We start from the raw sequence: 26,317 nt of genomic DNA on the forward strand, positions 1-26,317 counted from the left end.
CCTCGCCCGCAGGGCAACTTCACTACCTTATCCCACCCACACCGACTGTCAAATCGACGTTTTCGACTCCGTGAAGAGCCGAGAGCGCGCCGAATCGACGCCCGTGTGGCGGGCAACCCGATTCCCTGACCTGACGGCCAGCCGCACTCTACGTGCGAAGGATTCGGGAGGTGTTCTCCGCTTGAGGGTGGGGCAAGTCTTTCGGACTTTCCGCTCTTCCCTGTGGGGCGAACAGATAGAAACTTACGCGGGATGCGGCGTCTCGGCGAATCGTGGTGCATCCCGGGCGTGTCGCGGCGTCGGAACGGCCGTCATCCGGTAGTAGATCCGCGTGATTCCGCGGATCGAGAGCGAATCACCGTCACCACTGCGGCGAGCACGAGCGTTGCCGCTCCCCACGCGCCGGCAGCCGCCGGAAGAACGCGATACGCCAGGTGCTGGATCGTCCACTCCGGCGTGATCGGTCCGTACGTGACGAGCCCCACCGCCCACGCGGAGACGAGGACGAGCGGCAGGGACAGCCACCACACCGCGCGAACAGCCGACGGCAGCATCCGGTGCACCTCGCTCGCGTCGCGACGGCCGATCCACACCGCCGCCCAGATGCCGATGATCACCAGGCCGATGACCGACGAGCCGTGCTGGAGCCACTTGTAGCCGATCATCGGACCCCAGGTATCGGCGAGCGCCGGGAACAGCGCAACGCCCCACCGCCCCTCGTGGGTGAAGAGATCCCAGACGATGTGCGTGATCACGCCGAACAGCAGCGACACGACGAGCAACACCACCGACGGCACCGTGATCCTGTCGCGGGCGTCGGCGAAGGTTTCGCGGAGCGCGCCCCGCGGGCCGGCCGACCACGACGCCGGAAGCCGCTCGGCGACCCATCGCGGCGAGAGCTCTCCCGCCGCCGGGCGCAGCACGCAGCGCCACACCAGCAGCAGCACAAGGGCGACGGCGACCGTCACCGGGAGTGCCGACGCGCTGTGCGTGATGCCGTAGAGCGGGAGCCCGGTGCGGACGAACAACGGAAGATCGGGCGTCATGGCGCCAATCGCGATGGCCGCGGGGATCAGCGGCGTGCGCACGAACGGCAGAGCCACCACGGCATGGCTCGGCGTGAACGGCATGATGCGCCCGGGTCAGCCCGCGACGAAGAGGCCGGCGAGGGTCTTCTTGCCCCGCCGGAGTACCGACACTCCCCCGGGCAGGCTCCCGGTGACCACCGCGTCGTCGGCCTCGATCCGTTCGCCGTCGAGCGAGACGCCGCCCTGGGCGATCGCCCGACGCGCTTCGCCCAGGCTCGAGACGAGTCCGGTCTCCACCAGCGCCTGCACCACCGTCGTCCCCGGCGCGACCTCCGCGTGCGGCAGCTCGTCGAGGGCTTCGCGCAGCGTCCGCGCATCGAGACCCGACAGGTCGCCCTGCCCGAAGAGGGCGTCGGATGCGGCGATCACGGCCGCCGTCGCATCTGCACCGTGGACGAGGGTCGACACCTCCGACGCCAGACGCTTCTGCGACGCACGCCGGAAGGGCTCGGCCTCCACGAGACGCCCGTACTCCTCGATCTCGGCACGGGTCAGGAACGTGAACACCTTCAGTCGCTCGACCACGTCGGCGTCGTCGGTGTTGAGCCAGAACTGGTAGAACGCGTACGGGCTCGTGAGATCGGCGTCGATCCAGATCGCGTTGCCCTCGCTCTTGCCGAACTTCGTGCCGTCGGAGTTCGTGATCAGCGGTGTTCCGATCGCGTGCACCGAGGTGCCCTCGACGCGGTGGATCAGATCGGTGCCGCTGGTGAGGTTGCCCCACTGGTCGCTGCCGCCGGTCTGCAGCACACAGCCGTACTGGCGGTGCAGCTCGAGGAAGTCGAGCCCCTGCAGGATCTGGTAGCTGAACTCGGTGTAGCTGATCCCCGCCTCGGAGTTGAGACGCGCGCTCACGGCGTCTTTCTTCAGCATCGTGCCGACGCGGTAGTGCTTGCCGATCTCGCGGAGGAAATCGATCGCGCTGAGGGGCGCGGTCCAGTCGAGGTTGTTGACCATGCGCGCGGCGTTCTCGCCATCGAAGCTCAGGTAGCGCTCGACCTGCTCGCGCAGGCGTTGCACCCACTCCGCGACGGTCTCGCGGGAGTTGAGAGTGCGCTCGGCCGTCGGTCGCGGGTCGCCGATCAAGCCGGTCGATCCCCCGACGAGCCCGAGCGGACGGTGCCCGGCCAGCTGCAGGCGTCGCATGGTGAGCAGCTGCACGAGGTGGCCGAGGTGCAGACTCGGAGCCGTCGGGTCGAACCCGCAGTAGAAGACGATCGGCGGCCCGGCGAGCGCCTCGCGCAGGGCCGACTCGTCGGTCGAGACGTGCACGAGTCCTCGCCAGACGATCTCGTCCCAGACGTTGTCGAAGGTCGGATCGATCATCGGTTCGGCGGCGTCAGACACGACGTCGAGCGTATCAAGCGGGACGGTGACCGCCCGACGTCACAGCCCGAGCTCGTGGGCGAGTGTCTGGGCGCGGGCGACGAGCTGCGCGCGCTGCTCGGCGACGCGCTCGGGAGCGGTGCCGCCGACCCCGGTGCGACGGCCGACCGAGCCTTCGATGGACAGCACCTCGCGCACGGCCGGCTCCAGCAGGGGAGAGACCGACGCGAGCAGCGCGTCGTCGGCGTCTTCGAGCCCGATCCCGCGGTCTTCGCACGCGCGCACGAGCTCGCCCGACACCTCGTGGGCGTCGCGGAACGGCACGCCGCGGGTGACGAGCCATTCGGCGACGTCGGTCGCGAGCGAGAAGCCCTGAGGGGCGAGTTCTGCCATGCGGTCGGTGTCGAAACGCAGGGTCGCGATCATCCCGGTGAAGGCGGGAAGTACCGTCTCGAGGGTGGCGACGGTGTCGAAGACCGGCTCCTTGTCTTCCTGCAGGTCTCGGTTGTACGCGAGCGGGAGCCCTTTCAGCGTGGCGAGGAGCCCCGCCACGTTGCCGATCAGGCGACCCGACTTGCCGCGCGCGAGCTCGGCGATGTCGGGGTTCTTCTTCTGCGGCATGATGCTCGAGCCGGTCGAGTACGCGTCGTCGAGGGTGACGAAGGAGAACTCCCGCGTGTTCCAGAGGATGATCTCCTCCGACAACCGTGACAGATCGACCCCGATGAGCGCTCCGACGAAGGCGAACTCGGCCACCACGTCGCGCGCGCTCGTGCCGTCGATCGAGTTCTCGGACGGGCGGGCGAGACCGAGTTCGTCGGCCACCAGCTGCGGGTCCAGGCCCAGCGTGGACCCGGCGAGCGCACCGCCGCCGTAGGGAGAGACCGCCGCGCGCGCCGACCAGTCGCGCAGTCGTTCGAGGTCGCGCACGAGCGGCCAGGCGTGCGCTTGCAGATGGTGTGCGAGCAGCACCGGCTGCGCGTGCTGCAAGTGCGTGCGCCCGGGCATGATCGCGTCGGCGTGGGCGTCGGCCTGCGACACGAGGGCGTCGATGAGCCGCACGACGTCGCGGGCGATCACCCGGGCGTGGTCGAGGAGGTACAGACGCACGAGGGTCGCGATCTGGTCGTTGCGGCTGCGCCCGGCGCGGAGTTTGCCGCCCAACGCAGGACCCACGATGTCGATGAGGGCTCCTTCGAGGGCGCCGTGCACGTCTTCGTCGTCGGGTGCGGCGACGAGCGAGCCGTCGGCGACGCGGCGACCGAGCTCGTCGAGCCCCTCGTGCATGGCGGCGGCTTCGTCGGCGGTGAGGTAGCCGGCGGCGGTGAGCGCGGTGGCGTGCGCGTGCGATCCGGCGATGTCGTACGGCGCGAGCACCCAGTCGAAGTGGGTCGATCGGCTCAGGGCGGCAAGCTCGGGCGACGGCCCCCCGGCGAATCGGGCGCCCCAGAGCGCTCCCTCGTTCGTACCGTGACCGCTCGTCGTGCTCATCCTCTCAGCCTACCGAGGGCGCCACGCGGCTCCCGTCCGGGTCGCGCACCATCCAGCGCGCCGCGCGGTCGATCGCCGCCTCCAGCGGCCCGCGCCCGATGAAGAGCGCCCATAGCGTGCACCCGACGATGAGGCCGAGGGTCAGCGGCCAGAACGGTTCGAGCCCCCGGAAGGCGGTCAGCGCACTGGTCTCGCCGAGGACGGATCCGGCCCAGAGCGCCCACACGATCAGCTGTGCGCTGTACGCGGTGAGCGGCATCGCCCCGACTGCGCGCAGCGGCACGACGACCCAGCGCAGCGGTGTTCGACACAGCAGCAGGCACCCGGCGATCACTGCCACGGCGAAGGCACCCGAACCGACGACCTCCAGCAGACCCGTCGAGTGCGCTTCGGCGGTCCAGACCGAGGCGAGGTAACCGCGATCGAACGTCGGGTCGGCCCCCGTGGTCACGGCGAGCGCCGAGAAGACGGTGGCGATCCCGGCCCCGACGGCGAGCATCGCCCCTTGCGCGGACAGGGAGCGCAGATCGATGCGGCCGAGGGCCATTCCGGTGAGCAGGAAGGCGATCCAGGTCGGGAACGGGTAGGCCCATCCGATCGAGACGGCCACCGTCTCTCCCAGGGTCGTCTCCCAGAACGGGAGGGCGTCGAGCCAGGCCTGCGCGAACGGCATCACCACCGCGACCGCCGCCGCGATGCCGAACAGCGCGGGCGCACGAAGGCCCAGGAACGGCAGGGACAGCAGGAAGAGGATCGCGTAGGCGGGAAGGATGACGTAGACCGGAACGCCGGTCGCCGCGAGCAGGAGACCCAGCACCCACAGCACGCCCGCCCGCACGGCGAGCCTGCCCGACGCACGGGCGCGGGCCCCGCCGCGCAGCGGCGTGCGCCCGCCGGTCACCAGCGCGATCGACACTCCCGCGAGGGTCGCGAACAGGATCGACGATCGCCCGTTCGCGATGTCGACCCACGTCTCGGGGCGCGCGGAATCCCACGGCTCGATCGACAGGAGGTGGGCGGCCAGCATCCCGACGACGGCCAGGCCACGTGCGAGGTCGAGCCCGGCCAGACGGCCGGGCCCGTCGAGGCGCGCCCATCGCGAGCGCACCCAGGAGGTCATTCCTGCCGCAGCAGCCACACCAGGAGGGCCTTCTGCGCGTGCAGACGGTTCTCGGCCTCGTCCCAGACCACGCTCTGCGGTCCGTCGATGACCTCGGCCTCGACCTCGTACCCGCGGTCGGCGGGCAGGCAGTGGATGAAGATCGCGCCGGGGTCGGCGAGCGTCATGAGCTCGCGCGTGACCTTGTAGGCGCCGAGGTCGCGCAGGCGCGCCTGCTTCTCCTCTTCTTTGCCCATCGACACCCAGGTGTCGGTGACGACGACGTCGGACCCTTCGGCCGCGCGCACCGGGTCGGCTTCGAGCACGACCGAACCACCCGTGCGGGCGGCGATCGCCTGCGCATCGGCGACGACGTCGACCCGCGGGGCGTACTCCGCGGGAGAGGCGACCCGCACGTGCATTCCGGCGGTGACCCCGGCCAGGAGGTACGAGTGCGCCATGTTGCTGCGCCCGTCACCGAAGAACGACAGCGTCAGCCCGGTGAGCTCCCCCTTGTGCTCGCGGATCGTGAGCAGGTCGGCCAGCAGCTGGCACGGGTGGAAGTCGTCGCTGAGGGCGTTGACCACCGGCACCCGCGTGCCCCGCGCCATCTCCTCGAGCCCCGACTGCGCGTAGGTGCGCCACACGATCGCGGCCACCTGACGCTCCAGCACGCGCGCGGTGTCGGACGGGGTCTCCTTGCCGCCGAGCTGGCTGTTCGCCGTGGAGATGATCAGCGGCGAGCCGCCGAGATCGGCGATGCCGACCGCGAACGAGACCCGCGTGCGGGTGGAGGACTTGTCGAAGATCACCGCGACCGTCTGGGGTCCGGCGAGCGGCTTCTGCGCCCACCGGTCGCGCTTGAGCTCGATCGCGAGGTCGAGGATCTCGGCCTGCTCGGCCGGGGTCAGGTCGTCATCGCGAAGCAGATGGCGGGTCACGCGGGTACCTCCGCAGGTGTATCGGGTGTGGCGTCGGGCGTCTCGTCGAGGATCAGGGCGTCGCCCACGGTCGCCAGCGACGCGGCGAAGAGGGCGAGGAACTCGCTCACCTCGGCATCGCCGATCGTGAGCGGTGGGGCGAGGCGGATCGTGTCGTCGTTCGCGGCGTTGACGATGAGCCCGTGCTCCTGGGCCGCAGCGACGACGGCCTTGGCGACCGGGTGGGTCAGCGCGACGCCGAGCAGCAGACCCGCCCCGCGGATGCCGCCGACGAGCGGCGACCCCAGGCCCATGATGCCTGCGCGGAGCTCTTCTCCGCGCGCGGCGGCGTTCTGCACGAGACCGGCCCGCTCGATCTCGTCGAGCACGGCGCCGGCGACGGCCGTCGCCAAAGCGTTGCCGCCGAAAGTGGAACCGTGGGTGCCGGGGAAGAACAGGTCGCTCGCGTGGCCGAAGGTCACGAGCGCGCCGATCGGGAACCCGCCGCCCATGCCCTTGGCGAGCGTGATCGCATCGGGCACGATGCCGGCGCGCTGGAAGGCGAACCACTCCCCCGTGCGCCCGGCGCCGGTCTGGATCTCGTCGATGATGAGCAGCGATCCGGATGCTTCGGTCAGCCGTCGAGCGGCCTCGAGGTATCCCTCCGGCAGCTCGACGACGCCGGCCTCGCCCTGGATGGGCTCGACGAGCACCGCGGCGACGCGCTCGTCGAGCGCCGCCTCGAGCGCCTCGATCGTCGGGTCGATGTGCTCGACGCCCGGGGTCATCGGCAGGAAGTCGGCCTGGAGCGCCGGCTTGCCGGTCAGCGCGAGGGTTCCCATCGTGCGTCCGTGGAAGCCGCCCTTGAGCGTCAGGATGCGGGGTCTGGCCGAGCCGCCGTGCAGGCGCGCCAGCTTGAAGGCCGCTTCGTTGGCTTCGGCCCCGGAGTTGCCGAAGTAGACCCGGCCCTCCGGCCCCGTGCCGGCGAGACGCTTCAGCCGAGCGGCGAGCGCCAGCTGCGGCGGGGTGGCGAAGTAGTTCGACACGTGCGCGAGGGTCGCCGCCTGCCGTGACACCGCGTCGACGAACACCGGGTGCGCGTGCCCGAGCGAATCGACCGCGATACCGGCGAGGAAGTCGAGGTACCGACGCCCCGTGTCGTCGAAGAGGTGGGAGCCTTCGCCGCGCACGAACAGCGCCATGCGGTCGCCGAAGCTCCGCACCAGGTCGCGTCCGGCGTCTTCCTGCCAGGTGGTGTCGGTCATGCGACGACCTCCGTTCCGATTCCCTTGCTGGTGAACAGTTCGACGAGCACCGAGTGCGGCACGCGCCCGTCGACGATGGCGGCCGTCGGAACGCCCCCGTCGACGGCATCGAGGCATGCCTGCATCTTCGGAATCATGCCCGACTCGAGCCGCGGCAGCATCGCGCGCAGTTCGGTCGAATCCAGGTGCGAGACGAGCGACTCCCGGTTCGGCCAGTCGGCGTACAGGCCCGCGACGTCGGTGAGCACCACGAGCTTCGTCGCGCCGAGCGCGACGGCGAGGGCCGCGGCCGCAGCATCCGCGTTCACGTTGAGCGAATGACCCGGGTGATCGAGATCGGGGGCGATGCTCGAGACCACCGGGATGCGCCCGGCGTCGAGGTGGTCGAGCACCGGGCGCGGGTCGACCGACACGACGTCGCCCACCCGTCCGAGGTCGTGCTCGACGCCCGCGACGGTGACACCGCGGCGCCGTCCGCCGAAGAGCCCGGCGTCCTCGCCGCTGAGCCCCGTCGCGAGGGGCCCGTGTGCGTTGATCTTCGCGACGAGCTGCGGATTGATCTGACCGGTGAGCACCATGCGCACGACGCTGATCGCCTCGGTCGAGGTGACGCGGTAGCCGCCCTTGAACTCACTCGGGATGGCGAGCCGGTCGAGCATGGACGAGATCTGCGGACCGCCGCCATGCACGACGACGGGCTTGACGCCGACGTAGCGGAGGTAGGCGATGTCTGCGGCGAAGGCATCCTGCAGCTCGTCGCTGACCATCGCGTTGCCGCCGTATTTGACCACCACGATCTGGTCGCGGAACTTCTGCAGCCAGGGCAGCGACTCCACCATGGTGGCCGCCCGCGCACTGGCGGTCGCGGGATCGGTGTCTTGCAGGTCGATGTCGCTCATGAGGAGTAGGCGCTGTTCTCGTGGACGTAGTCGTGCGTGAGGTCGTTCGTGTAGATCGTCGCGGTGGCGTCGCCGACCTTGAGGTCGATGACGACGTCCGTCTCGCGCGGCGTCAGGTCGACCTCCTCTCGAGGCCGGTCGGGCCCGCCGTTCGAGCACACGCGCACCCCGTTCATCTCGACGTCGACCGCGTAGGGATCGAACTCCGCCTGGGTGGTGCCGATCGCGGCGAGCACCCGGCCCCAGTTGGGATCGTTGCCGAAGATCGCGGCCTTGAAGAGGTTGTTGCGGGCGACGGAGCGCGCCACCTCGACGGCTTCGTCTTCGGTGGCGGCGTGCACGACGGTGATCCGGATGCTGTGGCTCGCACCTTCCGCGTCGGCCTGCAGCTGCACGGCGAGGTCGAGACAGACCTCGGTCAGCGCACGCCGGAACGCGTCGGGGTCGGGGACGACGCCGGAGGCGCCGCTGGCGAGGAGCGTGACCTGATCGTTCGTCGACATGCAGCCGTCGGAGTCGAGCCGGTCGAAGCTGACGCGAGTGGCGGCACGCAGGTGCGCGTCGGCGTCGGCCGCGTCGAGGACGGCATCGGTCGTCAGGACGACGAGCATCGTGGCCAGGCCCGGCGCCAGCATCCCGGCGCCCTTCGCCATACCGCCGATGGTCCATCCGTCGTGGCTGCGCACGACGGTCTTCGAGACCGAGTCGGTCGTCATGATCGCCTCGGCGGCGGCCTGACCGCTCTCGGCGTCCAGCGCCGCGACGCTCTGGGCGACACCCTCGAGCACCTTGGCGCGGAAGACCTCGTCACCGGTGCCGATGAGTCCGGTCGAGCAGACGAGCACGTCGCCCGCGCCGACCTCGAGCAGTTCACCGACGCGCTCGGCCGTCAGGTGCGTGGTCTGGAAACCGAACGCCCCCGTGAAGCAGTTGGCCCCGCCGGAGTTGAGCACGATGGCTTCCACGACACCGTCGCGGATCACCTGCTCCGACCAGAGGATGGGGTTCGCCTTGGCCCGGTTGGAGGTGAAGACGGCGGCGCCGACCTTGAGCGGTCCGCGGTTGACGACGAGGGCGACGTCGCGCTTTCCGGTCGACTTGAGGCCGACGGCCACTCCGGCCGCGTCGAATCCTGCGGGGGCGGTCACGGTCACGGGGCGACTCCGTTCACGGTGAGGGCACGGCCTTCGGGAAGACCGAGCGCGATGTTGAGCGACTGCACGGCGGCGCCGGCGGTGCCTTTGACGAGGTTGTCGAGCGCGGCGACGATGACGACGCGGTTCGCCGCCCGGTCGATCGCGAGGCCGAGAAGAGCGGTGTTCGCACCCAGCACGTCGGCGGTGCGAGGGAATTCGCCCTCGTCGAGCAGCTGGACGAAGGTCTCGCCCGCATATGCGTCGGCCCATGCCGCACGGATCTCGGCGTCGGTGACACCGGGGGCGATCGGCGCGGTCGAGGTGGCGAGGATCCCGCGCGCCATCGGGACGAGGACGGGCGTGAACGAGATGCGCACGTCGCCGACGGCTCCGGCGCCCACGAGCGCCTGCCGGATTTCGGGAATGTGCCGGTGCGAGCCCCCGACGGCGTAGGGGTTCGCCGACCCGAGGATCTCGCTCGCGAGCAGGTTGGTCTTGAGGCTCTTGCCCGCGCCCGACGGGCCGACGGCCAGGACCGTCACGATGTCGGACGCATCGATCACTCCCCCGGCCACGCCCGGCGCGAGGCTCAGAGCGACGGTGGAGGCGTTGCATCCCGGGGCGGCGATCCGCGTCGCACCCGCGAGGAGGTCGCGCTGCTTACCGCCGCCGACGACGAGTTCGGGCACGCCGTACGCCCACGGCGCGTGGAACTCGCCGCCGTAGAACTGCGCCCAGGCCGACGCGTCGGTGAGGCGGTGGTCGGCACCCGCGTCGATCACGATCGGTGTCTCGGCCAGCGCGTCGGTGTACTGACCCGACTGCCCGTGCGGGAGCGCGAGCACCACGATGTCGTGGCCGGCGAGCACCTCGGGTGTGGTGTCCTGCAGCGTGAGGTGCGAGAGGGAGCGCAGGTGCGGCTGGTGACGAACGAGCGGCTGGCCGGCGTTCGAGTGCGCCGTGACGGTGCGGATCTCGATGTCGGGGTGCGCGGCGAGCAGGCGCAGGATCTCGCCGCCGGCATAGCCGGATGCGCCGGATACGGCGACCGAATAGGTCATGCTTCCACCTTATTGTCTGGGTTCACGGGCCAAAGACGGCGACGCCCGTGCCGCACGACGGCGGGAAGCGGGGTCGCCTAGAGTCGGCGGCCGCGGCGCACGCCCACAACGCTCGTGACGAGCGAGACGGGGGCGGCGGAAAGCATGTCCCGACGATAGCCGCGCGGCCGCAGCATCCGCAAATCCTCCCGCCGAAGCGGCGAATCCACACTCACACGCTCGAATCCACACCCACGCGCTGCCGCGGAGTGCGGATTCGAGCGAGATCGGGTGGATTCGCTCGCGTGATGCTATTCGCGCAGGGTCGCACCGAAACGCTCGGCGGCGACGGCCACGCCCGCCAGGCGCGCCTCCGACGCCTCGGCCGCGGTAAGGGTGCGGTCGGGCGCGCGGAAACGCAGTGCGAACGTGAGGCTCTTGCTGCCGTCGGGGAGCCCCTGACCGCGGTAGTCGTCGACGAGGCGGAGCGACTCGAGCAGGCCTCCGGCCCCCTCGACGAGGGCGGCGCGCACGTCGCCCGCGGGAAGGGTCGCATCCACGACGAGCGAGACGTCCTGGGTCGCGGCGGGGAACCCCGAGAGCGACGCGGCGACGACGCGGTCTCCGCCGAGCGTCAGGAGCAGATCGAGATCGAGCTCGGCGACGACGACGCGACCGGGGAGGTCAGCGGCTTCGGACACGGCGGGCAGCAGCTCGCCGACGTAGCCGACCTCGGTCGCGCCCACCGTGACCACGCCCGCGCGCCCCGGGTGCAGCGCCGCACGGGTGGTCTGCGCCAGCTCGATCTCGACGCCGGCGGCCCCGGCGATGATCCGCACGGCGTCGATCGCGTCGGCGAGCCCGGCCGTGACGGCCGGCTGACCGGGCTGCTTGTCGACGATCGGCCCGGTGAGGAGCACGGCGACGTGACGGCGCTGCGGCGGGATGGATGCGTCGAGCGCGACGAGCGTCGCCGCGTCGGGACGCGCGCCCAGCGGCGGCACCGAGTCGGTGCCGTAGGTCACGCCGGGCTCGGGGAGGAACACCGCGCCGGCTTCGAAGACCGCGAGGTCGGTGAGACCGCGGGCGACGTTGCGGTGCGCCGCCTGCAGCAGAGCCGGCACGAGCGAGCGCCGCAGGAACGGCGCCTGCCCGTCGAGCGGGTTTGCCATCTTCACGCTCGGCAGGTGCTCACCGGTCGGCGAGCCGTGCAGATCGTTCTGCTCCTCCGTGGTGAACGGGAACGAGGGCGTCTCGACGTAGCCCGCAGCCGCGAGAGCGTTCGAGACCCGGCGACGACCCTGCTGCGCGGCGGTGAGGCCACGGCCCGAGGGCGGAACGGGCAGCACCGAGGGGATGAGGTCGTACCCCTCGATGCGCGCCACTTCTTCGGCGAGCGTCCACTTGTCGGTCACGTCGGGGCGCCACGACGGCGGCACGACGGCCCACGGTTCGACGGAGGTGTCGACGTCGCAGCCGACCAGGCGCAGGGCCGCGGCGATCTGCTCGTCGGTGTAGTCGACGCCGATGAGGCCCGAGACGAAACCGCGCGGCAGGGCGATCGCGTCGCGCTCGTACGTCGCTGACAACGATCCGCCGAGTTCGGTGTCGAGCGTGCCGCCGGCCAGCTGCACCATGAGCTCGGCGACGCGTTCGGCGGCGACGAACGGCACGAGCGGGTCGACGCCGCGCTCGAAACGACGGGATGCTTCGGACGGCAGCTTGTGACGGCGTGCGGTGCGCGCGATCGAAACCGTGTCGAAGGTGGCCGCCTCGATGAGCACGTTGCGGGTCGCGTCGCCCATCTCGGTCGTGCCGCCGCCCATCACCCCGGCCAGGCCGATGGGGCCCGACTCGTCGGTGATCAGGAGGTCTTCGGGGTGGAGCGTGCGCACCTGGCCGTCGAGGGTCTTGAGCGACTCGCCCGGCTCGGCGCGACGAACGGTGATGCCGCCGGTCAGGGCGTCGAGGTCGTAGCCGTGGATGGGCTGGCCGAGCTCGAGCATCACGTAGTTGGTGATGTCGATCAGCACGCCGAGCGAGCGGATACCCGCGAGCGACAGGCGCGCGATCATCCACGCCGGCGTGAGCCTGGTCGCATCCACATCGCGGACGATGCGGGCGACGAACTCCGTCGCGCCCACGCGGCCCCGGATGGGGAGGCGGTCGTCGACGACGATCGAGAATCCCGCGGGGGTGCGTGACGCCGCATCCGCGTGCCCGGCTCCGGGATCACGGAAGGCGGCTCCCGTGGCGTGGGAGTACTCCCGCGCCACACCGCGCATCGACAGCGCATACCCGCGGTCGGGGGTGACGTTGATCTCCACAGCGACGTCGTCGAGCCCGAGCAGCGCGATCGCGTCGGTGCCGGTGGCCGCGTCGATGCCCAGTTCGACCAGACGCAGAATGCCCGAGTGCTCCTGGCCGAGCCCGAGCTCCTTCGCCGAGGCGATCATGCCGTCCGAGACGTGCCCGTAGGTCTTGCGCGCCGCGATCGGGAAGGGCCCGGGAAGCACCGAACCCGGGAGGGTCACGACGACCTTGTCACCGGGGAAGAAGTTGCCCGCGCCGCAGACGATCCCCCGCGGGGAGTCCTCGCCGACGTCGACCTGGCACCAGCGGATCGTCTTGCCGTTGGACTGCGGTTCCTCGACGAACTCGAGCACCTGTCCGACGACGATCGGCCCCTGCAGCTCCAAGCCGTGGACGTCCTCCTCCTCGAAACCGACGCGCACGAGCGAGGCGAGCACGTCTTCGGGCGTGGCCTCGGGGGCGACGTCGACGAACTCGCGCAACCAGGAGAGCGGGACGCGCATCAGACCACCATTCCGAACTGTTCGCTGAAGCGCACATCGCCCTCGGCCATGTCGCGCATGTCTTGCACGTCGCTGCGGAACATCAGGGTCCGCTCGATGCCCATTCCGAACGCGAAGCCGGAGTAGACCTCGGGGTCGATGCCCGCCGCGCGCAGCACGTTGGGGTTGACCATCCCGCATCCGCCCCACTCGATCCAGCGCGCACCGCCCTTGAACGTCGGGTGCCAGAGGTCGAGCTCGGCGCTCGGCTCGGTGAAGGGGAAGAAGTTCGCACGGAACCGGGTCTTGGCCTCGGGCCCGAAGAGCACGCGGGCGGCGTGGTCGAGGGTTCCCTTGAGGTTCGCCATCGTGATGCCCTTGTCGATGACGAGTCCTTCGAACTGCGTGAACACGGGCAGGTGGGTCGCATCGAACTCGTCGGTGCGGTAGACCCGCCCCGGGCACAGCACGTAGATGGGCAGATCGCGCTCGAGCATCGATCGCACCTGCACCGGCGACGTGTGGGTGCGCATGACGAGGTGGCGGTCGACGGGGTCGACGAAGAACGTGTCCTGCATCTGACGCGCGGGGTGATCGACGTCGAAGTTGAGCGCGTCGAAGTTGAACCACTCGTGCTCGAGCTCGGGGCCTTCGGCGATCTCCCACCCCATGCCGACGAAGATGTCGGAGATCTGCTCCTGCAGGAGCGAGATCGGATGCCGCGCACCCACGCGCGCGCGGCGCGCCACAGCGGTGATGTCCACGCGCTCGGCCTCGAGCTTCGCGGCCGTCTCAGCCTCGGCGAGCTCGGTCTCCCGGGCGCCGAGCGCCTGGGTCACGCGCCCGCGGGCTTGGCCGACCAACTTGCCGAAGGCGGCCTTGTTCTCGGGGGCGACCTGGCGCAGCCCCGCGTTCAGCCGCGCCAGGGGCGAGCCTTCCGCGGTGTGCGCCGCTCGCGCGGACTTGAGGTCGGCGGTGGTGGTCGCGGCGGCGATGGCAGCGAGGGCTGCATCGACCGCGGCGGCTACCGCTTCAGGGGTGATCTCGGGGGCATCGGACACGAGAGACGAGTCTACCGACGGGCGGATGCTGCGTTCCGCGCACGCGGAACGTGGAGCCGCTGGACGAGGTCAGATGTTGCCGCCCTGGTGGGGCGATTGCTTCGCGGCCGCGGTCGCCTGGGCGGCGAGTATCGCCTGATCCGGATCGACCGGTCCGCCTCCCCGCTTCGTGCTTCGTCCGCCGCCGCTCGCCGTGCGGCGCGACAACCACCGCGCGAACCACGACAAGGTCAGGTTGATCGCGAGGTAGATGACCAGCGCCACCACGAACAGGGTGAACAGGTAGCGGTTGCCGAGCGCCGAGGAAAGCTGGTTCATTGTGGTGCGGATGAGCTCGTGGTATCCGACGATGTAACCCAGCGATGTGTCTTTGAGTAGCACAACCAGCTGCGCGACGATGATCGGCAGCATCTGGCGGAAGGCTTGCGGGAACTCCACCAGTCGCTTGGACTGGAATTCGCGCATTCCGATGCTCAGCGCTGCTTCCCGTTGCCCCTTCGGAAGCGCGACGAGCCCGGCGCGCAGGGCCTCCCCGATCAGCGTTCCGTTGTAGAGGATCAGTGCGATGACGACCGCCCAGAACGCACCCGTCGACGCGATGAGCAGGATGAACAGCATCATCAGCAGCACAGGCATGCCGCGGAGGAACTCGATGAGCCAGGCGGTGGGTACGCGTACCCACGGGATCGTCGAGCTGCGCATCAGCGAGAAGAGAACCCCCAGGACGAGCGCACCCACGGCCGCGACCGCTGCGGCGGAGAGGGTCGCGAGCACGCCGGCACCGACGATCTCCCAGAAGCGCGCGAGAGCGAGGGCTTCCCACCGGGAAGCGTCGAACATGCCGGGCAGGATGACGCCGCCCGACTCGCGCGGTGCCGCGAGCGTGACTACGAGCCACACGACGCCGCCGAGGATGAGCACGCCGGTCACGATCGACAGGATCAGCGAGAGCCGTCGCGCCCGTGGGCCGGGCGCATCGAAGAGAACGCTCTGACTCGTCATCGCTGCACCACCACTCGTCGCTCCAGCTGCCCGGCGAGAAGACCGAGCGGAACCGTGATCACCAGGTACAGGGCTGCCGTCGTGACAAGGATCGGGATCACCATGTTTCCGTTGTCGTTCGTGAGCGCGCGGGTCGCGGCGAAGAGCTCGACGACGAAGAATCCGCCGGCGACCGAGGTGTTCTTCGTGAGGGCGATGAAGACGTTGATCAGCGGCGGGATCGTCATGCGGAACGCCTGCGGAAGCACGACGAGCGAGACGGTCTGACCGAAACCGAGCCCGATGCTGCGCGCAGCCTCAGCCTGGCCGACCGGCACGCCGTTGATGCCCGAGCGGAGCGCCTCCGCGACGAAGGGCGACGTGTAGTAGGTGAGGGCCAGGACGGCCAGAGGGATGAACGCCCAGCGCAGACCGAGGAACGGCAGCACGAAGGCGCAGAAGAAGAAGACGAGGGTCAGCGGTGTGTTGCGCGCGATCTCCACCCAGACGGCGCCGAAGACGCGCAAGGAGGCGACCGGGGAGATGCGCATGGCGGCGATGAGTGTACCGAGGACGAGCGCGAGCACGCCGGACACAGCAAGCAGGAGGAGGGTCATGCGGAAGCCCTCCCAGTAAGTCGGCCAGAGGCTCAGATACTGATCCACTGCGTCCTCTCTAGGTCGAAATGACAGGGAGCGCCCCGGCCGAGCGGATCGGCCGGGGCGTTCCTCGTCAGTAACGGTCGGGCGTGGGCGGGGTGACGAACGGCAGAACCGTGCCCGCGGTGGCATCCCAGGCGGCCTGGTAGCTACCGTCCTCGTAGGACTCCTCCAGGACGTCGTTGATCCACATGCGGAAATCGGTGTCGTCCAGCGCAAGGCCGATGCCGTAGGGCTCCTCGGTGAACGGTTCGCCGACGACCTTGAACTCGCCCTCATTCTGCGCGGCGAGACCGGCGAGGATGACGTTGTCGGTCGAGACCGCGACGACGGCGCCGTTGCGGAGCGGCTCGAGGCAGTTCGAGTAGGTGTCGGTGAGGACGACGTTCGCTCCGAGCTCCGTCAGGTTGGCCGCGGGCGTCGAACCCGTCACGGAGCACACCGGCTGTCCGACCAGATCCTGCTCGCTCGTGATGTCCTCATTGTCGGAGAGCGTCAGGATCGACTGGCCCGCCATGTAGTACGGACCGGCGAACGAGACGACCTCTTTGCGCTTGTCGTTGATCGTGTAGGTCGCGATGACCATGTCAACCTCGCCGTTCTGGATGAACGGCTCGCGGTTGGCCGAAACGGCTTCCACCCAGTTGATGTTCTCCTCGGAGATACCCAGCTTGGCGGCGATGATCTTGCCGATCTCGACGTCGAAGCCCTCGGGTCCGTCGAGACCGTTCAGACCGAACAGGGGCTGGTCGAACTTCGTTCCGATGGTGATCTCGCCGGCCTCTGCGAGCTCGGCCATCGTCGTGCCGGCCTCGAAGGTGTCCTCGGATTCGGGAGTGACCTCGGGTGCTGAGCCGCCCAGATCGCCCGACGCGCACGCCGTGAGGGCGAGCATGCTGGCGGCGGCAAGACCCAGGAGGGAGAGTCGCGTTCGCTTCATCTCGGTTCCATCCTTTGCTGTGTGGACCGTCGTGCGGTCGCTGTGGGTTCTCGGCCGTTGGTCGGCCGAGTCTGATCAGTGCTCGAGGATCTTCGAGAGGAAGTCCTGAGCCCTGGTGCTCTGGGGGTTGGTGAAGAACTCCTCGGGAGTGGCCTCTTCGACGATCGCGCCTTCCGCCATGAAGAGCACGCGATCGGCAGCCTTGCGTGCGAAGCCCATCTCGTGGGTGACGACGATCATGGTCATGCCGTCGGCGGCGAGGCCCACCATGACGTCGAGCACCTCGTTGATCATCTCGGGATCGAGAGCGCTCGTGGGCTCGTCCATGAGGATGAGCTTCGGCTCCATCGCCAGCGACCGCGCGATGGCTACCCGCTGCTGCTGTCCGCCGGAGAGCTGGTTCGGCATCTTCTTCGCCTGGTTCGCGACACCGACGCGGTCCAGCAGCGCCATCGCGCGCTCCTCGGCGTCCTTCTTCTTCAGTCCTCGCACGCGCATCGGGCCGAGCGTGACGTTCTCGAGCACCGTCTTGTGCGAGAACAGGTTGAACGACTGGAACACCATGCCGACATCGGCGCGCAGCTGGGCGAGCGCCTTCCCCTCCTCGGGGAGCCGCGCGCCATCGATCGTGATCACACCCGAGTCGATGGTCTCGAGACGATTGATCGCGCGACAGAGCGTGGACTTACCGCTTCCGGAAGGACCGATGACGACGACGACCTCACCTCGGTCGACGACCGTGTTGATGTCCTTGAGCACGTGAAGTTCGCCGAAGTGCTTCTCCACGTGCTCGACCACGACGAGCGGCTCGCCACGACGGGCGGTGATGTTCGACGTCTTGGGATGCGCGGAAGGCTGGGCGGTCGACATACGTCCAACCTAAGGACTTGCTGCGCAACCACCCAGCCGAACGCTCGAGCGTTACTGAGCCGTAACCGGCCCGGAACAAGATCTACCGCACGTAAGACCCCGAGGAATTGAGGGGCTCGTAGGGGTCGGTGTGGATCCCGGTGAGCAGATCACTGGTGACCACGTCGTACGTATTGGTCCCAGCGGGCGCGTTCGCGGTGATGTACAGGGTGCAGTTGAGGTCGTGCGTGCCGGTGCCCAGATCACGCGGAAGAACGCACTGGTGATGGTCGAGCTGCAGGTGAACGAACCGCGAGGCGGGCAGGGCTCGCAAGGACCCTAGCGAGCGTTTTCGCGCTGCGCGAACGCCGTCTCGTACAGGCACACGCTCGCCGCGGTCGCCAGATTCAACGACTCGGCCCGACCGTAGATCGGCAGTCGGAGCGCCAGGTCGGCGTGGGCCAGGGCCGGCTCTTCGAGCCCGCGCGCCTCGTTGCCGAACAGCCACGCGGTGGGCTCGGCGAGCAGGTGCCGTGAGGCGAGGAAGTCGGTGCCGTCGACGTCGGCGGCGACGACCCGCATGCCGGCGGCGTGGGCGCGCTCGACGGCCGCCTCGAGCTCGCCGCCCACCGCGATCGGCAGGTGGAAGAGCGATCCGGTCGTCGACCGCACGACCTTCGGGTTGTACGGATCCACGGTGCGCCCGGTGAGGACGACGGCGTCTGCGCCCGCAGCATCCGCCGCTCTGATGATGGTGCCCAGATTGCCGGGGTCGCGCACCTCTTCGCAGATCGCCACCAGCCGCGGGTTCGAGGCGAACACCTCGCGCATCGACGTGGGCTGCTGACGCGCGACGGCGACGATCCCCTGCGGGGTCACCGTGTCGGCCATCGCGTCGAGCACCGCCTCGGTGGTGTACTCCACCTCGAGGTCGGCGGCGCGCGCCGCGTCGCGGATGTCGGAGTGCCTCTCCATCGCCGTCGGCGTCGCGAAGAGGTCGACCAGCGACTCGGGCGCATACTGCAGCGCCTCGCGCGCGGCCTGCGGACCCTCCAGGAGGAAAAGACCCGTCTCTTCACGCGCACTGCGCTTGGCCAGCTTCGCGACCGCGCGGACGCGCGGCGAACGGGGATTCTCGAGCACGGGGCCAGCCTAGGGCTCCCGCGCGGTCCGCTCCGCGACCGACGCGGTCGGGGCAGCAGAAAGGGCGCCCTCCCGAAGGAGGACGCCCTTTCTCGAAAAACGGATGCTTACGCGGTCTTGGCTGCGTTCACATCGGCCGGGAGCGCGGCCTTCGCGGTCGCGACGAGCGACGCGAAAGTGGCGGGCTCGTTGACCGCGAGCTCGGCGAGCATGCGACGGTCGACCTGGACACCCGCGAGGCCGAGGCCCTGGATCAGACGGTTGTACGTGAGGCCGTTCTGACGCGATGCCGCGTTGATGCGCTGGATCCACAGACGACGGAAGTCGCCCTTGCGCTTGCGACGGTCACGGTACGCGTAGACGAGCGAGTGGGTGACCTGCTCCTTCGCCTTGCGGTACAGGCGCGAACGCTGTCCGCGGTAACCGGAGGCGCGCTCGAGGATGACGCGACGCTTCTTGTGGGCGTTTACTGCCCGCTTGACTCTAGCCATTTCTTATCGTTCCTAACGTGCGTCGGCGCTCAAAGGCCGAGGAGCTTCTTCGCGACCTTGGCGTCGCCCTTGGCCAGGACCTGCTCCTGGTTCAGACGGCGGGTCCGCTTCGAGGCCTTGCCCTCGAGGTTGTGCCGCATGCCGGCCTGCTGCTTCATGAGCTTGCCGCTACCGGTCAACTTGAAGCGCTTCTTGGCACCCGAGTGGGTCTTCTGCTTCGGCATCTGTCTTTCCTTCGTTGGGTTTCCCGCGAGGCGGGAGTCTGGGGGCCTACTCGGCGGATGCCGCGGCAGGCTCGGAGTCGGAGGAGTCCGGGCGCGAACCCGAGCGGGCCGCTTCCTTCGTCGCAGCGCGCTGAGCGTTCTGCTCCGTCTTGACCTCGGACTTGTTCTTGTGGGGTGCGACCACCATCACCATGTTGCGGCCGTCGATCGTCGGGTTCGACTCGACCGTGCCGAACTCGGCGACATCCTCCGCGAACTTGCGGAGCAGGCGCACACCCTGGTCGGGACGCGACTGCTCGCGACCACGGAACAGGATCATCGCCTTGACCTTGTCGCCCGCCTGGAGGAAGCCCTCAGCGCGCTTGAGCTTGGTTATGTAGTCGTGGGCCTCGATCTTCAGACGGAACCGCACCTCTTTGAGGACGGTGTTCGCCTGGTTGCGACGCGCTTCCTTTGCCTTCTGCGCAGTCTCGTACTTGAATTTGCCGTAATCCATGATCTTGACCACGGGCGGCTTCGAGTTCGGGGCTACCTCGACGAGATCGAGGTCGGCCTCCTGGGCCAGGCGCAGTGCCACCTCGATGCGGACGACGCCGACCTGCTCACCAGCGGGACCCACGAGGCGGACCTCGGGGACGCGGATGCGGTCATTGGTGCGGGGATCGCTGATGCGGGACTCCTCTTACGTTGCGGGAGACCACCGCGACACGGGAGCGTCGCGGGCGGAAGAAGACGCATTCCACCCGACTCGACGTGCGAAACGCCGGCTCTACACCCGTGCAACCCCGGGCGACCGGAGCGGAGTGCGTGGACCCGGTAGCCTTGAGCGGCAAGCGCGGGTGGGATGTGATCCTCTTTCGTTCGGAACAGAAAAGCTCCGAAGCCCGCCACAGTCTAGCAGAGAGAAACACGTGCACACGATTCCCGGTAACGACGCCCCCTCCGACTCCCCCGAGGGCGGCGACGAACGACTCACGCGATGGGAGGAGGACGGCGAACGCTCGGCCGAATCGGCGGGACGCGACCTCGCCGACGTCCCCGCCGTCGAGGTGATCACCACCACCGCCGTGCACCTCATGAGCGCCGCCGCCGTCAAGGTCGGTCTCGCCGACGACCCGGCGCACCAGACCGACCTCGACGAGGCCCGCAAGCTCATCAACGCACTCGCGGGCCTCATCACCGCCGCCGCGCCCGAGATCAGCGACATGCACGCGCGCTCGCTCCGCGACGGCCTGCGCTCACTGCAGCTCGCCTTCCGCGAAGCATCCGTCATCCCCGACCCCATCGGCAAGGGTCCGGGCGAGAAATGGACCGGGCCGGTCAACTGATCTTGGACACACGGGGCGGGTGACGCGGCGACGCGCTCCGGGCTCCGACTCCGGGCTCCGGGATGTTCCCCTCGAGCCAAGAGAGGGGCCCCTACCCCGATTGGCTCGAGGGGAACATCCCTGCGCCCTCCGTCGGAGTCCGGGGCGCTCCGTCGTGCTACCCACCCCGGCCGCGATCGTCGACCTCGGGAGAGGAGGGCGGATGCTGCGCATCCGATTGGCTCGGGGACGACATCCCTGCACCCTCCGGCGCGGCCCGCAGACCTCCCGCGTCGCGCGCTCCCGGCCGCGATCGTCGACCTCGGGAGAGAGGCGGATGCGGCGCATCCGCGGGCGTGGGAGCGGGGCTACTCGCGGTGGAGTTTGACCGTGAGGGAGTCGACCAGCACGGCGATGCGGTCGTCGGCGGCCCAGCGGCGGGCGAGACGGGCGAGGACGGCGTCGAGCTCGTCCTGCTCGAGACCCTGCATGAGCTGCAGGTGGACGATGAGCTCGGGCCCCCGGAGGCGATCGGTCGGGTCTCCCGGCTCGACGGCGAAGTCGAGCACCGCGAGCTCGGCTCCGACGCTCTGCTGCAGCCCCGTGAACACCTCGGCCGACGTGTGACTGGGCTCCCACGCGATGCCCTGGCCGATCGCCCACACCGCCGGCCGACGAAGCACGAACTCGGTGTCGGAGCCCGGGTCGATCACGATCAGCTCGGTGTCGTCTCCGGCCGCGGCGACCGCCGTGCGCACGCCGTCTGCGGGGATGGGCCTGGCCACAGAATCCCACCGCTTCATCGCGTCCACCGACGTGAAGACCGGCAGCACCTTGCGCCCGTCGGGGGCCGCCACGGTGACGATGGAGAGTTCCTGCGTCTTGTCCACGACGAGACCGTGCGGACCCACGCCCTCGTCGCCCTTGTCGGCGACCAGCGGAATGAGCAGGCGAGCGGTGCGATAGGCCTCGACGACCGCGCGCGCATCCCGCGCACCGTCGGCGTCGGCGGTCAGCGCGACCAACAGCGCCGGATCGGCGGAACCGTCGTCGGCCGCGTGGCGATTGTCTTCGAAGCGTCGCCCCTCCCAGGGGACCCCTGCGGAGTCGCCCGCGGGAGTGTCAGCCTCCGGCGACATCCAGTGCCTCAGCCAGGGTGAACGCCCCGGCGTAGAGTGCCTTGCCCACGATCGCGCCTTCGACGCCGAGCGGCACGAGTTCGCGAAGGGCCGCGATGTCGTCGAGGCTCGAGACGCCGCCCGAGGCCACGACAGGCTTGGGTGTGCGCTCGGCGATCTCGCGGAGAAGGTCGATGTTCGGGCCCTTGAGCGTGCCGTCCTTCGTCACGTCGGTGACGACGTATCGGCTGCAACCGGCGTCTTCGAGACGCGCGAGGACGGTCCAGAGGTCACCGCCGTCGCGGGTCCATCCCCGCGCGGCGAGTGTCGTCCCACGCACGTCGAGGCCGACAGCGATCGCGTCGCCGTAGCGGCCGATGACGTCGGCGGCCCACTCGGGGTTCTCCAGCGCCGCGGTACCGAGGTTGATGCGGCTGGCGCCGCTGTCGAGAGCGGCCTCGAGCGAGCGGTCGTCTCGGATGCCCCCGGAGAGCTCCACCTGGACGCCGCGCACCTGCTTGATGACTCGACGCATCACCGCGGTGTTGTTGCCGCGCCCGAAGGCCGCATCGAGGTCGACCAGATGGATCCAGCCCGCGCCCTGGCGTGCGAAGTCGGCGGCCGCATCGACCGGATCGCCGTAGTTCGTCTCGGTACCCGCCTCGCCCTGCGTCAGCCGCACGGCCTTGCCGCCTGCGACATCGACAGCGGGGAGGAGGATCAGCTCGGGTGTTGACGCGAAATCGTTCATGGCTCCTCGTGCACGCGGACGCCGGTCGCTCGCTGTGGCACGAGGTTAGACAGTAGCGGCGCCGAGGCCGTCGATCCAATTGGCGAGCAGGCGGATGCCCGCATCCCCCGATTTCTCGGGGTGGAACTGCGTTGCGGCCAGCGGACCGTTCTCGACCGCGGCGAGGAACGGCTCGCCGTAGTCGCACCACGTCAGCGACGGCGCCGGGAAAGGCGGCTGCACGTCGAGTTCCCAGCGCTGGGCGGCGTACGAGTGCACGAAGTAGAAGCGCTCGTTCTCGATGCCGGCGAACAGGCGCGACCCCGCATCGGGGCGAACGGTGTTCCACCCCATGTGCGGCAGGACAGGCGCCTCGAGCTGGGTCACGGCACCCGGCCACTCCCCCAACCCCTCGCTGTCGACGCCGCGCTCGACGCCCCGCTCGAACAGCACCTGCATACCGACACAGATACCGAGCACGGGGCGGCCTCCGGCGAGGCGCCGATCGATCAGATCGCCCCCGCGGTGAGCGCGCAGCGCCCCCATGACGGCCTCGAAGGCGCCGACCCCGGGCACGACCAGGCCGTCGGCCTCCAGCACGAGATCGCGATCACGAGTGAGGCGCGCGTCGGCACCGGCTGCCACCAGAGCCTTGACGGCGGAGTGGACGTTGCCCGATCCGTAGTCGAGCACCGCGACGACGGGACGCGAGCTCACAGGGCGCCCTTCGTGCTCGGGATGCCGTCGACCAGGCGGTCAAACGCCTTCGCCTGGCGGAATGCACGCGCGAACGCCTTGTACTCCGCCTCCGCGATGTGGTGAGGGTCACGGCCGCCCAGAACGCGGACGTGCACAGTGAGGGCGCCGTTGAACGCGATCGCCTCGAACGTGTGGCGAACCAGCGAGCCTGTGAAGTGCCCTCCGATGAGGTGCTGCTCGAAACCGTCGGGTTCACCCGAGTGCACGAGGTAAGGGCGTCCGCTGATGTCGACGACCGCCTGAGCGAGGGCCTCGTCGAGCGGCACCAGGGCATCGCCGTACCGCGAGATGCCGGCCTTGTCGCCGAGGGCCTCGCGGATCGCCGTGCCGAGCACGATCGACACGTCCTCGACGGTGTGGTGGGCGTCGATGTGCGTGTCACCCGCCGCGCGGACGGTGAGATCGGTCAGCGAGTGCTTCGCGAACGCCGTCAGCATGTGGTCGAAGAAGGGAACCGACGTGTCGATCGAGCTCTTGCCCGAGCCGTCGAGGTTGAGCTCCAGCTCGACGCTCGACTCGCTGGTCGCGCGGCGGATCGAGGCGGTTCGGGAGGGGCCGGTCATGAGCCCGATCCTACCGAGGCCAGTGCGTCGAGGAACGCGGTCGTCTCGTCGGCCGTCCCTGCCGTGACCCGCAGGTGGTGAGGGATGCCGATGTCACGGATCAGCACTCCACGGTCGTACAACGCCTGCCAGGTCGCTGCCGGGTCTGATACGCCCCCGAACAGCACGAAGTTCGTCCACGACTCGTGCGCCTGATATCCGAGGGCTTCGACGGTCGCGGAGATCCGGTCGCGCTGCGACACGATCTCGTCGACCATGCCGAGCATCGTGGCGGCGTGTCCGAGAGCCGCCGTCGCCGCCGCCTGGGTGAGCGCACTCAGGTGATACGGCAGCCGTACGAGTCGTAAGGCGTCGATCAGCGCGGGATCGGCCGCGAGGTATCCGACCCGTGCTCCCGCGAAGGCGAAGGCCTTGCTCATCGTGCGAGACACGACCAGGCGCTCTCGCCCGGGGAGGAGGCTGACCGCCGAGGGCGCGTCGTGCGGGGCGAACTCCTGATACGCCTCGTCGACGATGACGATGCCCTCGGTCGCGTCATAGGCGGCCTCGATCACGTCGAGCGACATCGGGGTTCCGGTTGGGTTGTTCGGCGCGCAGAGGAAGGTCACGTCAGGGCGCACCTCCGAGATCTGCTCGGCCGCCGAGGCGGCCGACACGGTGTAGTCGTGCGACCGCGCACCCGACACCCATCGGGCGCCCGTGCCTCGCGTGAGCAGCGGGTACATCGAATACGTCGGATCGAACGAGAAGGCGGTGCGACCGGGCCCCGCGAAGGCCTGCAGCAGGTGCTGAAGTACCTCGTTCGACCCGTTACCGGCCCAGATCTGCTCGCGAGTGAGCCCCTCGCCCAGGTAGTCGGCGAACGCTTCGCGAAGTGCGGTGAACTCGCGGTCGGGGTAACGGTTCACATCGCGCAGGGCACGTGCCACCGCGTCGAGGATGTCACCGGCGACGTCGTCGGGCACCGGATGCGTGTTCTCGTTCACGTTCAGAGCTACCGGCAACGCCGCCTGGGGCGCACCGTAGGGTTTCATTCCGCGCAGATCGTCGCGGAGCGGAAGGTCATCGAGCCTCGTGGTCACCCTTCGATGGTAGGGCGGGCTCAGGGGGCCGAGGAGTACTCCGCAGGAATGGCGAGCCGCTGGCCCGCGGAGAGCTCCACCCCATCGAGGGCGTTCAGTCGCACGATCGCGTCGACCACGTCGCGCGGATCGGCGGACGGCGCGACCTCCTGGGCGATGCCCCAGAGCGACTCACCGGCCATGACGGTGACCTCGGTGAACGTGCCCGCTGGCGCACCCGCATCGCGGGATGCCAGCGCAGAACCGCCGCTGATCGCCGCGACGGCGATGGCCACCACGAACGGGAACGCGGCGAGACCGGTGAGCACCCGGCGACCGCGCGCAGTCAGACGAAGACGCGTGGTCGGGACGACGGGGGCGATGCCGATGCTGGTCATGGGGTTCCTCCTCAGGTGAGAGATTCGCATCCGGCGCTCGGGCCGGAGTACCGGATGCGAAGCTCTCTTCCGAATCTATCTTCGATACAGTCAGGGTGTCAACACCGTTCTTCTCGGAGATGGATCGAACGCGACACGCGGCAGGCAGCCGCTGAGTGCGTGCGAATCCGTATACGGTTTCGACAGGGAGACACCATCACGGACCTCCGACATTCGAAGACCGGCGCCCCTCGGGCGCGAGAGGGAGCAGCCAGAATGAGCGACGCGATGCCGTCCGGCGCCCGGGATAAACCGCAGACCCGCCGCCGCAAGAGCCTGAGCGACAAGCAGATGGCGATCCTCGAAGTGATCCAGCGCTCGATCAGCCGTCACGGGTACCCGCCCAGCATGCGAGAGATCGGCGACGCGGTCGGACTCAAATCGCTCTCCAGCGTCACGCACCAGCTCAACCAGCTCGAATTGAGCGGCTACCTCCGTCGCGACCCCGGCAAGACGCGCGCGATGGAAGTGCTGATCGACCTCCCCGGCACGTCGGTCGAGAACCCCGCCGACAACGCCCCGGCCGTGGGCGACGCCGCGCTCGTCCCCCTCGTCGGGCGCATCGCCGCCGGAGTTCCCATCACCGCCGACCAGCAGGTGGATGAGATCTTCCCCCTGCCCCGACAGCTCGTGGGCAAGGGCGATCTGTTCATGCTGAAGGTCTCGGGCGAGTCGATGATCGACGCCGCCATCTGCGACGGCGACTGGGTGGTCGTGCGTTCGCAGCAGAACGCCGAGAACGGCGAGATCGTCGCGGCGATGCTCGATGACGAGGCCACGGTGAAGACGTTCCGCCGACGCGACGGCCACACCTGGCTCCTCCCGCGCAACAGCGCCTTCGAGCCGATCCTCGGCGACGACGCCGTCGTCCTCGGCAAGGTCGTGGCGGTGCTGCGGGCCGTCTGATCCCCGTCCGACCCCCGCCCTAGGGTGAG

General features: G+C 69.4%; 28 protein-coding genes. 2 read left to right on the plus strand and 26 right to left on the minus strand.

All coding sequences use genetic code 11. The features are described from left to right. Positions 1-311 precede the first annotated feature (311 nt). From ABTU82_RS13780 to infC, 20 genes are all read right to left on the minus strand, one after another. On the minus strand, positions 312-1,130 hold the full coding sequence (locus ABTU82_RS13780; protein ID WP_116647305.1) for a DUF4184 family protein: 819 nt from the start codon (positions 1,128-1,130) through the stop codon (positions 312-314). A gap of 12 nt (positions 1,131-1,142) precedes the next feature. Further along, on the minus strand, positions 1,143-2,414 hold the full coding sequence (gene tyrS / locus ABTU82_RS13785; protein ID WP_116647629.1) for a tyrosine--tRNA ligase: 1,272 nt from the start codon (positions 2,412-2,414) through the stop codon (positions 1,143-1,145). A 60-nt stretch (positions 2,415-2,474) separates the two neighbouring features. After that, positions 2,475-3,905 (minus strand): argininosuccinate lyase, encoded by a 1,431-nt coding sequence (gene argH / locus ABTU82_RS13790; protein ID WP_116647306.1) that lies wholly within the window; start codon positions 3,903-3,905, stop codon positions 2,475-2,477. Between the two features lie 4 nt (positions 3,906-3,909). Next, positions 3,910-5,043 carry a heparan-alpha-glucosaminide N-acetyltransferase domain-containing protein gene (locus ABTU82_RS13795; protein ID WP_407173865.1) on the minus strand — a complete coding sequence of 378 codons (1,134 nt, stop codon included), beginning with the start codon at positions 5,041-5,043 and terminating at the stop codon, positions 3,910-3,912. Continuing rightward, positions 5,022-5,945: an ornithine carbamoyltransferase gene (gene argF, locus ABTU82_RS13800; protein ID WP_407173866.1), complete on the minus strand. Its 924-nt coding sequence runs from the start codon at positions 5,943-5,945 to the stop codon at positions 5,022-5,024. Before argF ends, ABTU82_RS13795 begins: the two co-directional genes overlap by 22 nt. Next, on the minus strand, positions 5,942-7,189 hold the full coding sequence (locus ABTU82_RS13805; RefSeq protein WP_116647309.1) for an acetylornithine transaminase: 1,248 nt from the start codon (positions 7,187-7,189) through the stop codon (positions 5,942-5,944). The genes argF and ABTU82_RS13805 overlap by 4 nt, the downstream gene beginning before the upstream one ends. Further along, positions 7,186-8,088, minus strand: a complete 903-nt coding sequence (gene argB / locus ABTU82_RS13810) for an acetylglutamate kinase (protein ID WP_116647310.1) — start codon at positions 8,086-8,088, stop codon at positions 7,186-7,188. The genes ABTU82_RS13805 and argB overlap by 4 nt, the downstream gene beginning before the upstream one ends. Next, positions 8,085-9,242 carry a bifunctional glutamate N-acetyltransferase/amino-acid acetyltransferase ArgJ gene (gene argJ, locus ABTU82_RS13815; protein ID WP_407173867.1) on the minus strand — a complete coding sequence of 386 codons (1,158 nt, stop codon included), beginning with the start codon at positions 9,240-9,242 and terminating at the stop codon, positions 8,085-8,087. Before argJ ends, argB begins: the two co-directional genes overlap by 4 nt. Next, the gene (argC, locus tag ABTU82_RS13820; protein WP_407173868.1) at positions 9,239-10,285 is read right to left on the minus strand and encodes an N-acetyl-gamma-glutamyl-phosphate reductase; all 1,047 of its coding nucleotides are present in this window, start codon (positions 10,283-10,285) and stop codon (positions 9,239-9,241) included. Before argC ends, argJ begins: the two co-directional genes overlap by 4 nt. Before the next feature lie 290 nt (positions 10,286-10,575). Further along, positions 10,576-13,080 (minus strand): phenylalanine--tRNA ligase subunit beta, encoded by a 2,505-nt coding sequence (gene pheT, locus ABTU82_RS13825; protein WP_407173869.1) that lies wholly within the window; start codon positions 13,078-13,080, stop codon positions 10,576-10,578. Next, positions 13,080-14,120, minus strand: a complete 1,041-nt coding sequence (pheS, locus tag ABTU82_RS13830; RefSeq protein ID WP_407173870.1) for a phenylalanine--tRNA ligase subunit alpha — start codon at positions 14,118-14,120, stop codon at positions 13,080-13,082. The genes pheT and pheS overlap by 1 nt, the downstream gene beginning before the upstream one ends. A gap of 69 nt (positions 14,121-14,189) precedes the next feature. Then, a complete protein-coding gene (locus ABTU82_RS13835; RefSeq protein ID WP_407173871.1) occupies positions 14,190-15,122 on the minus strand; it encodes an amino acid ABC transporter permease in 933 nt (310 codons plus the stop codon). Then, positions 15,119-15,766 (minus strand): amino acid ABC transporter permease, encoded by a 648-nt coding sequence (locus ABTU82_RS13840; protein WP_407173872.1) that lies wholly within the window; start codon positions 15,764-15,766, stop codon positions 15,119-15,121. The genes ABTU82_RS13835 and ABTU82_RS13840 overlap by 4 nt, the downstream gene beginning before the upstream one ends. Before the next feature lie 67 nt (positions 15,767-15,833). After that, positions 15,834-16,700 carry a glutamate ABC transporter substrate-binding protein gene (locus tag ABTU82_RS13845; protein ID WP_407173873.1) on the minus strand — a complete coding sequence of 289 codons (867 nt, stop codon included), beginning with the start codon at positions 16,698-16,700 and terminating at the stop codon, positions 15,834-15,836. 75 nt (positions 16,701-16,775) lie between these two features. Continuing rightward, on the minus strand, positions 16,776-17,570 hold the full coding sequence (locus tag ABTU82_RS13850; protein ID WP_407173874.1) for an amino acid ABC transporter ATP-binding protein: 795 nt from the start codon (positions 17,568-17,570) through the stop codon (positions 16,776-16,778). An 82-nt stretch (positions 17,571-17,652) separates the two neighbouring features. Further along, the gene (locus ABTU82_RS13855; protein WP_407173875.1) at positions 17,653-17,883 is read right to left on the minus strand and encodes a hypothetical protein; all 231 of its coding nucleotides are present in this window, start codon (positions 17,881-17,883) and stop codon (positions 17,653-17,655) included. Positions 17,884-17,888: 5 nt separating this feature from the next. After that, the gene (locus ABTU82_RS13860; RefSeq protein WP_407173876.1) at positions 17,889-18,692 is read right to left on the minus strand and encodes a TrmH family RNA methyltransferase; all 804 of its coding nucleotides are present in this window, start codon (positions 18,690-18,692) and stop codon (positions 17,889-17,891) included. 107 nt (positions 18,693-18,799) lie between these two features. Then, on the minus strand, positions 18,800-19,183 hold the full coding sequence (gene rplT / locus ABTU82_RS13865) for a 50S ribosomal protein L20 (protein ID WP_121150511.1): 384 nt from the start codon (positions 19,181-19,183) through the stop codon (positions 18,800-18,802). A gap of 29 nt (positions 19,184-19,212) precedes the next feature. Further along, positions 19,213-19,407, minus strand: coding sequence for a 50S ribosomal protein L35 (gene rpmI, locus ABTU82_RS13870; RefSeq protein ID WP_055835219.1), 195 nt, complete (start codon positions 19,405-19,407; stop codon positions 19,213-19,215). Between the two features lie 46 nt (positions 19,408-19,453). Continuing rightward, the gene (infC, locus tag ABTU82_RS13875; protein WP_116647320.1) at positions 19,454-20,077 is read right to left on the minus strand and encodes a translation initiation factor IF-3; all 624 of its coding nucleotides are present in this window, start codon (positions 20,075-20,077) and stop codon (positions 19,454-19,456) included. Between the two features lie 241 nt (positions 20,078-20,318). Here infC and ABTU82_RS13880 point away from each other — a divergent pair, with 241 nt between their 5' ends. Further along, a complete protein-coding gene (locus ABTU82_RS13880) occupies positions 20,319-20,735 on the plus strand; it encodes a DUF1844 domain-containing protein (RefSeq protein ID WP_187266807.1) in 417 nt (138 codons plus the stop codon). Positions 20,736-21,082: 347 nt separating this feature from the next. Here ABTU82_RS13880 and ABTU82_RS13885 read toward each other — a convergent pair whose 3' ends face one another. Genes ABTU82_RS13885 through ABTU82_RS13910 form a run of 6 tightly spaced genes read right to left on the minus strand, consistent with a single transcriptional unit; the run spans position 21,083 to position 25,343 of the window. Continuing rightward, the gene (locus tag ABTU82_RS13885; RefSeq protein ID WP_407173877.1) at positions 21,083-21,853 is read right to left on the minus strand and encodes an SseB family protein; all 771 of its coding nucleotides are present in this window, start codon (positions 21,851-21,853) and stop codon (positions 21,083-21,085) included. Continuing rightward, entirely contained in the window at positions 21,837-22,583 is a 747-nt protein-coding gene (gene priA, locus ABTU82_RS13890; protein WP_116647322.1) for a bifunctional 1-(5-phosphoribosyl)-5-((5-phosphoribosylamino)methylideneamino)imidazole-4-carboxamide isomerase/phosphoribosylanthranilate isomerase PriA, read from the minus strand. Before priA ends, ABTU82_RS13885 begins: the two co-directional genes overlap by 17 nt. A 45-nt stretch (positions 22,584-22,628) precedes the next feature. Then, positions 22,629-23,279, minus strand: coding sequence for an imidazole glycerol phosphate synthase subunit HisH (hisH, locus tag ABTU82_RS13895; protein WP_407173878.1), 651 nt, complete (start codon positions 23,277-23,279; stop codon positions 22,629-22,631). Continuing rightward, positions 23,276-23,884, minus strand: a complete 609-nt coding sequence (gene hisB / locus ABTU82_RS13900) for an imidazoleglycerol-phosphate dehydratase HisB (protein ID WP_407173879.1) — start codon at positions 23,882-23,884, stop codon at positions 23,276-23,278. Before hisB ends, hisH begins: the two co-directional genes overlap by 4 nt. Continuing rightward, positions 23,881-24,966, minus strand: a complete 1,086-nt coding sequence (locus tag ABTU82_RS13905) for a histidinol-phosphate transaminase (protein ID WP_116647325.1) — start codon at positions 24,964-24,966, stop codon at positions 23,881-23,883. Before ABTU82_RS13905 ends, hisB begins: the two co-directional genes overlap by 4 nt. Positions 24,967-24,986: 20 nt before the next feature. Next, positions 24,987-25,343: a LysM peptidoglycan-binding domain-containing protein gene (locus tag ABTU82_RS13910; protein ID WP_407173880.1), complete on the minus strand. Its 357-nt coding sequence runs from the start codon at positions 25,341-25,343 to the stop codon at positions 24,987-24,989. A gap of 267 nt (positions 25,344-25,610) precedes the next feature. Here ABTU82_RS13910 and lexA point away from each other — a divergent pair, with 267 nt between their 5' ends. Next, positions 25,611-26,288 (plus strand): transcriptional repressor LexA, encoded by a 678-nt coding sequence (gene lexA / locus ABTU82_RS13915; RefSeq protein ID WP_116647327.1) that lies wholly within the window; start codon positions 25,611-25,613, stop codon positions 26,286-26,288. Positions 26,289-26,317: the final 29 nt, after the last annotated feature.

It is taken from the genome of Microbacterium deferens (assembly GCF_045517775.1).
GTDB lineage: Bacteria > Actinomycetota > Actinomycetes > Actinomycetales > Microbacteriaceae > Microbacterium.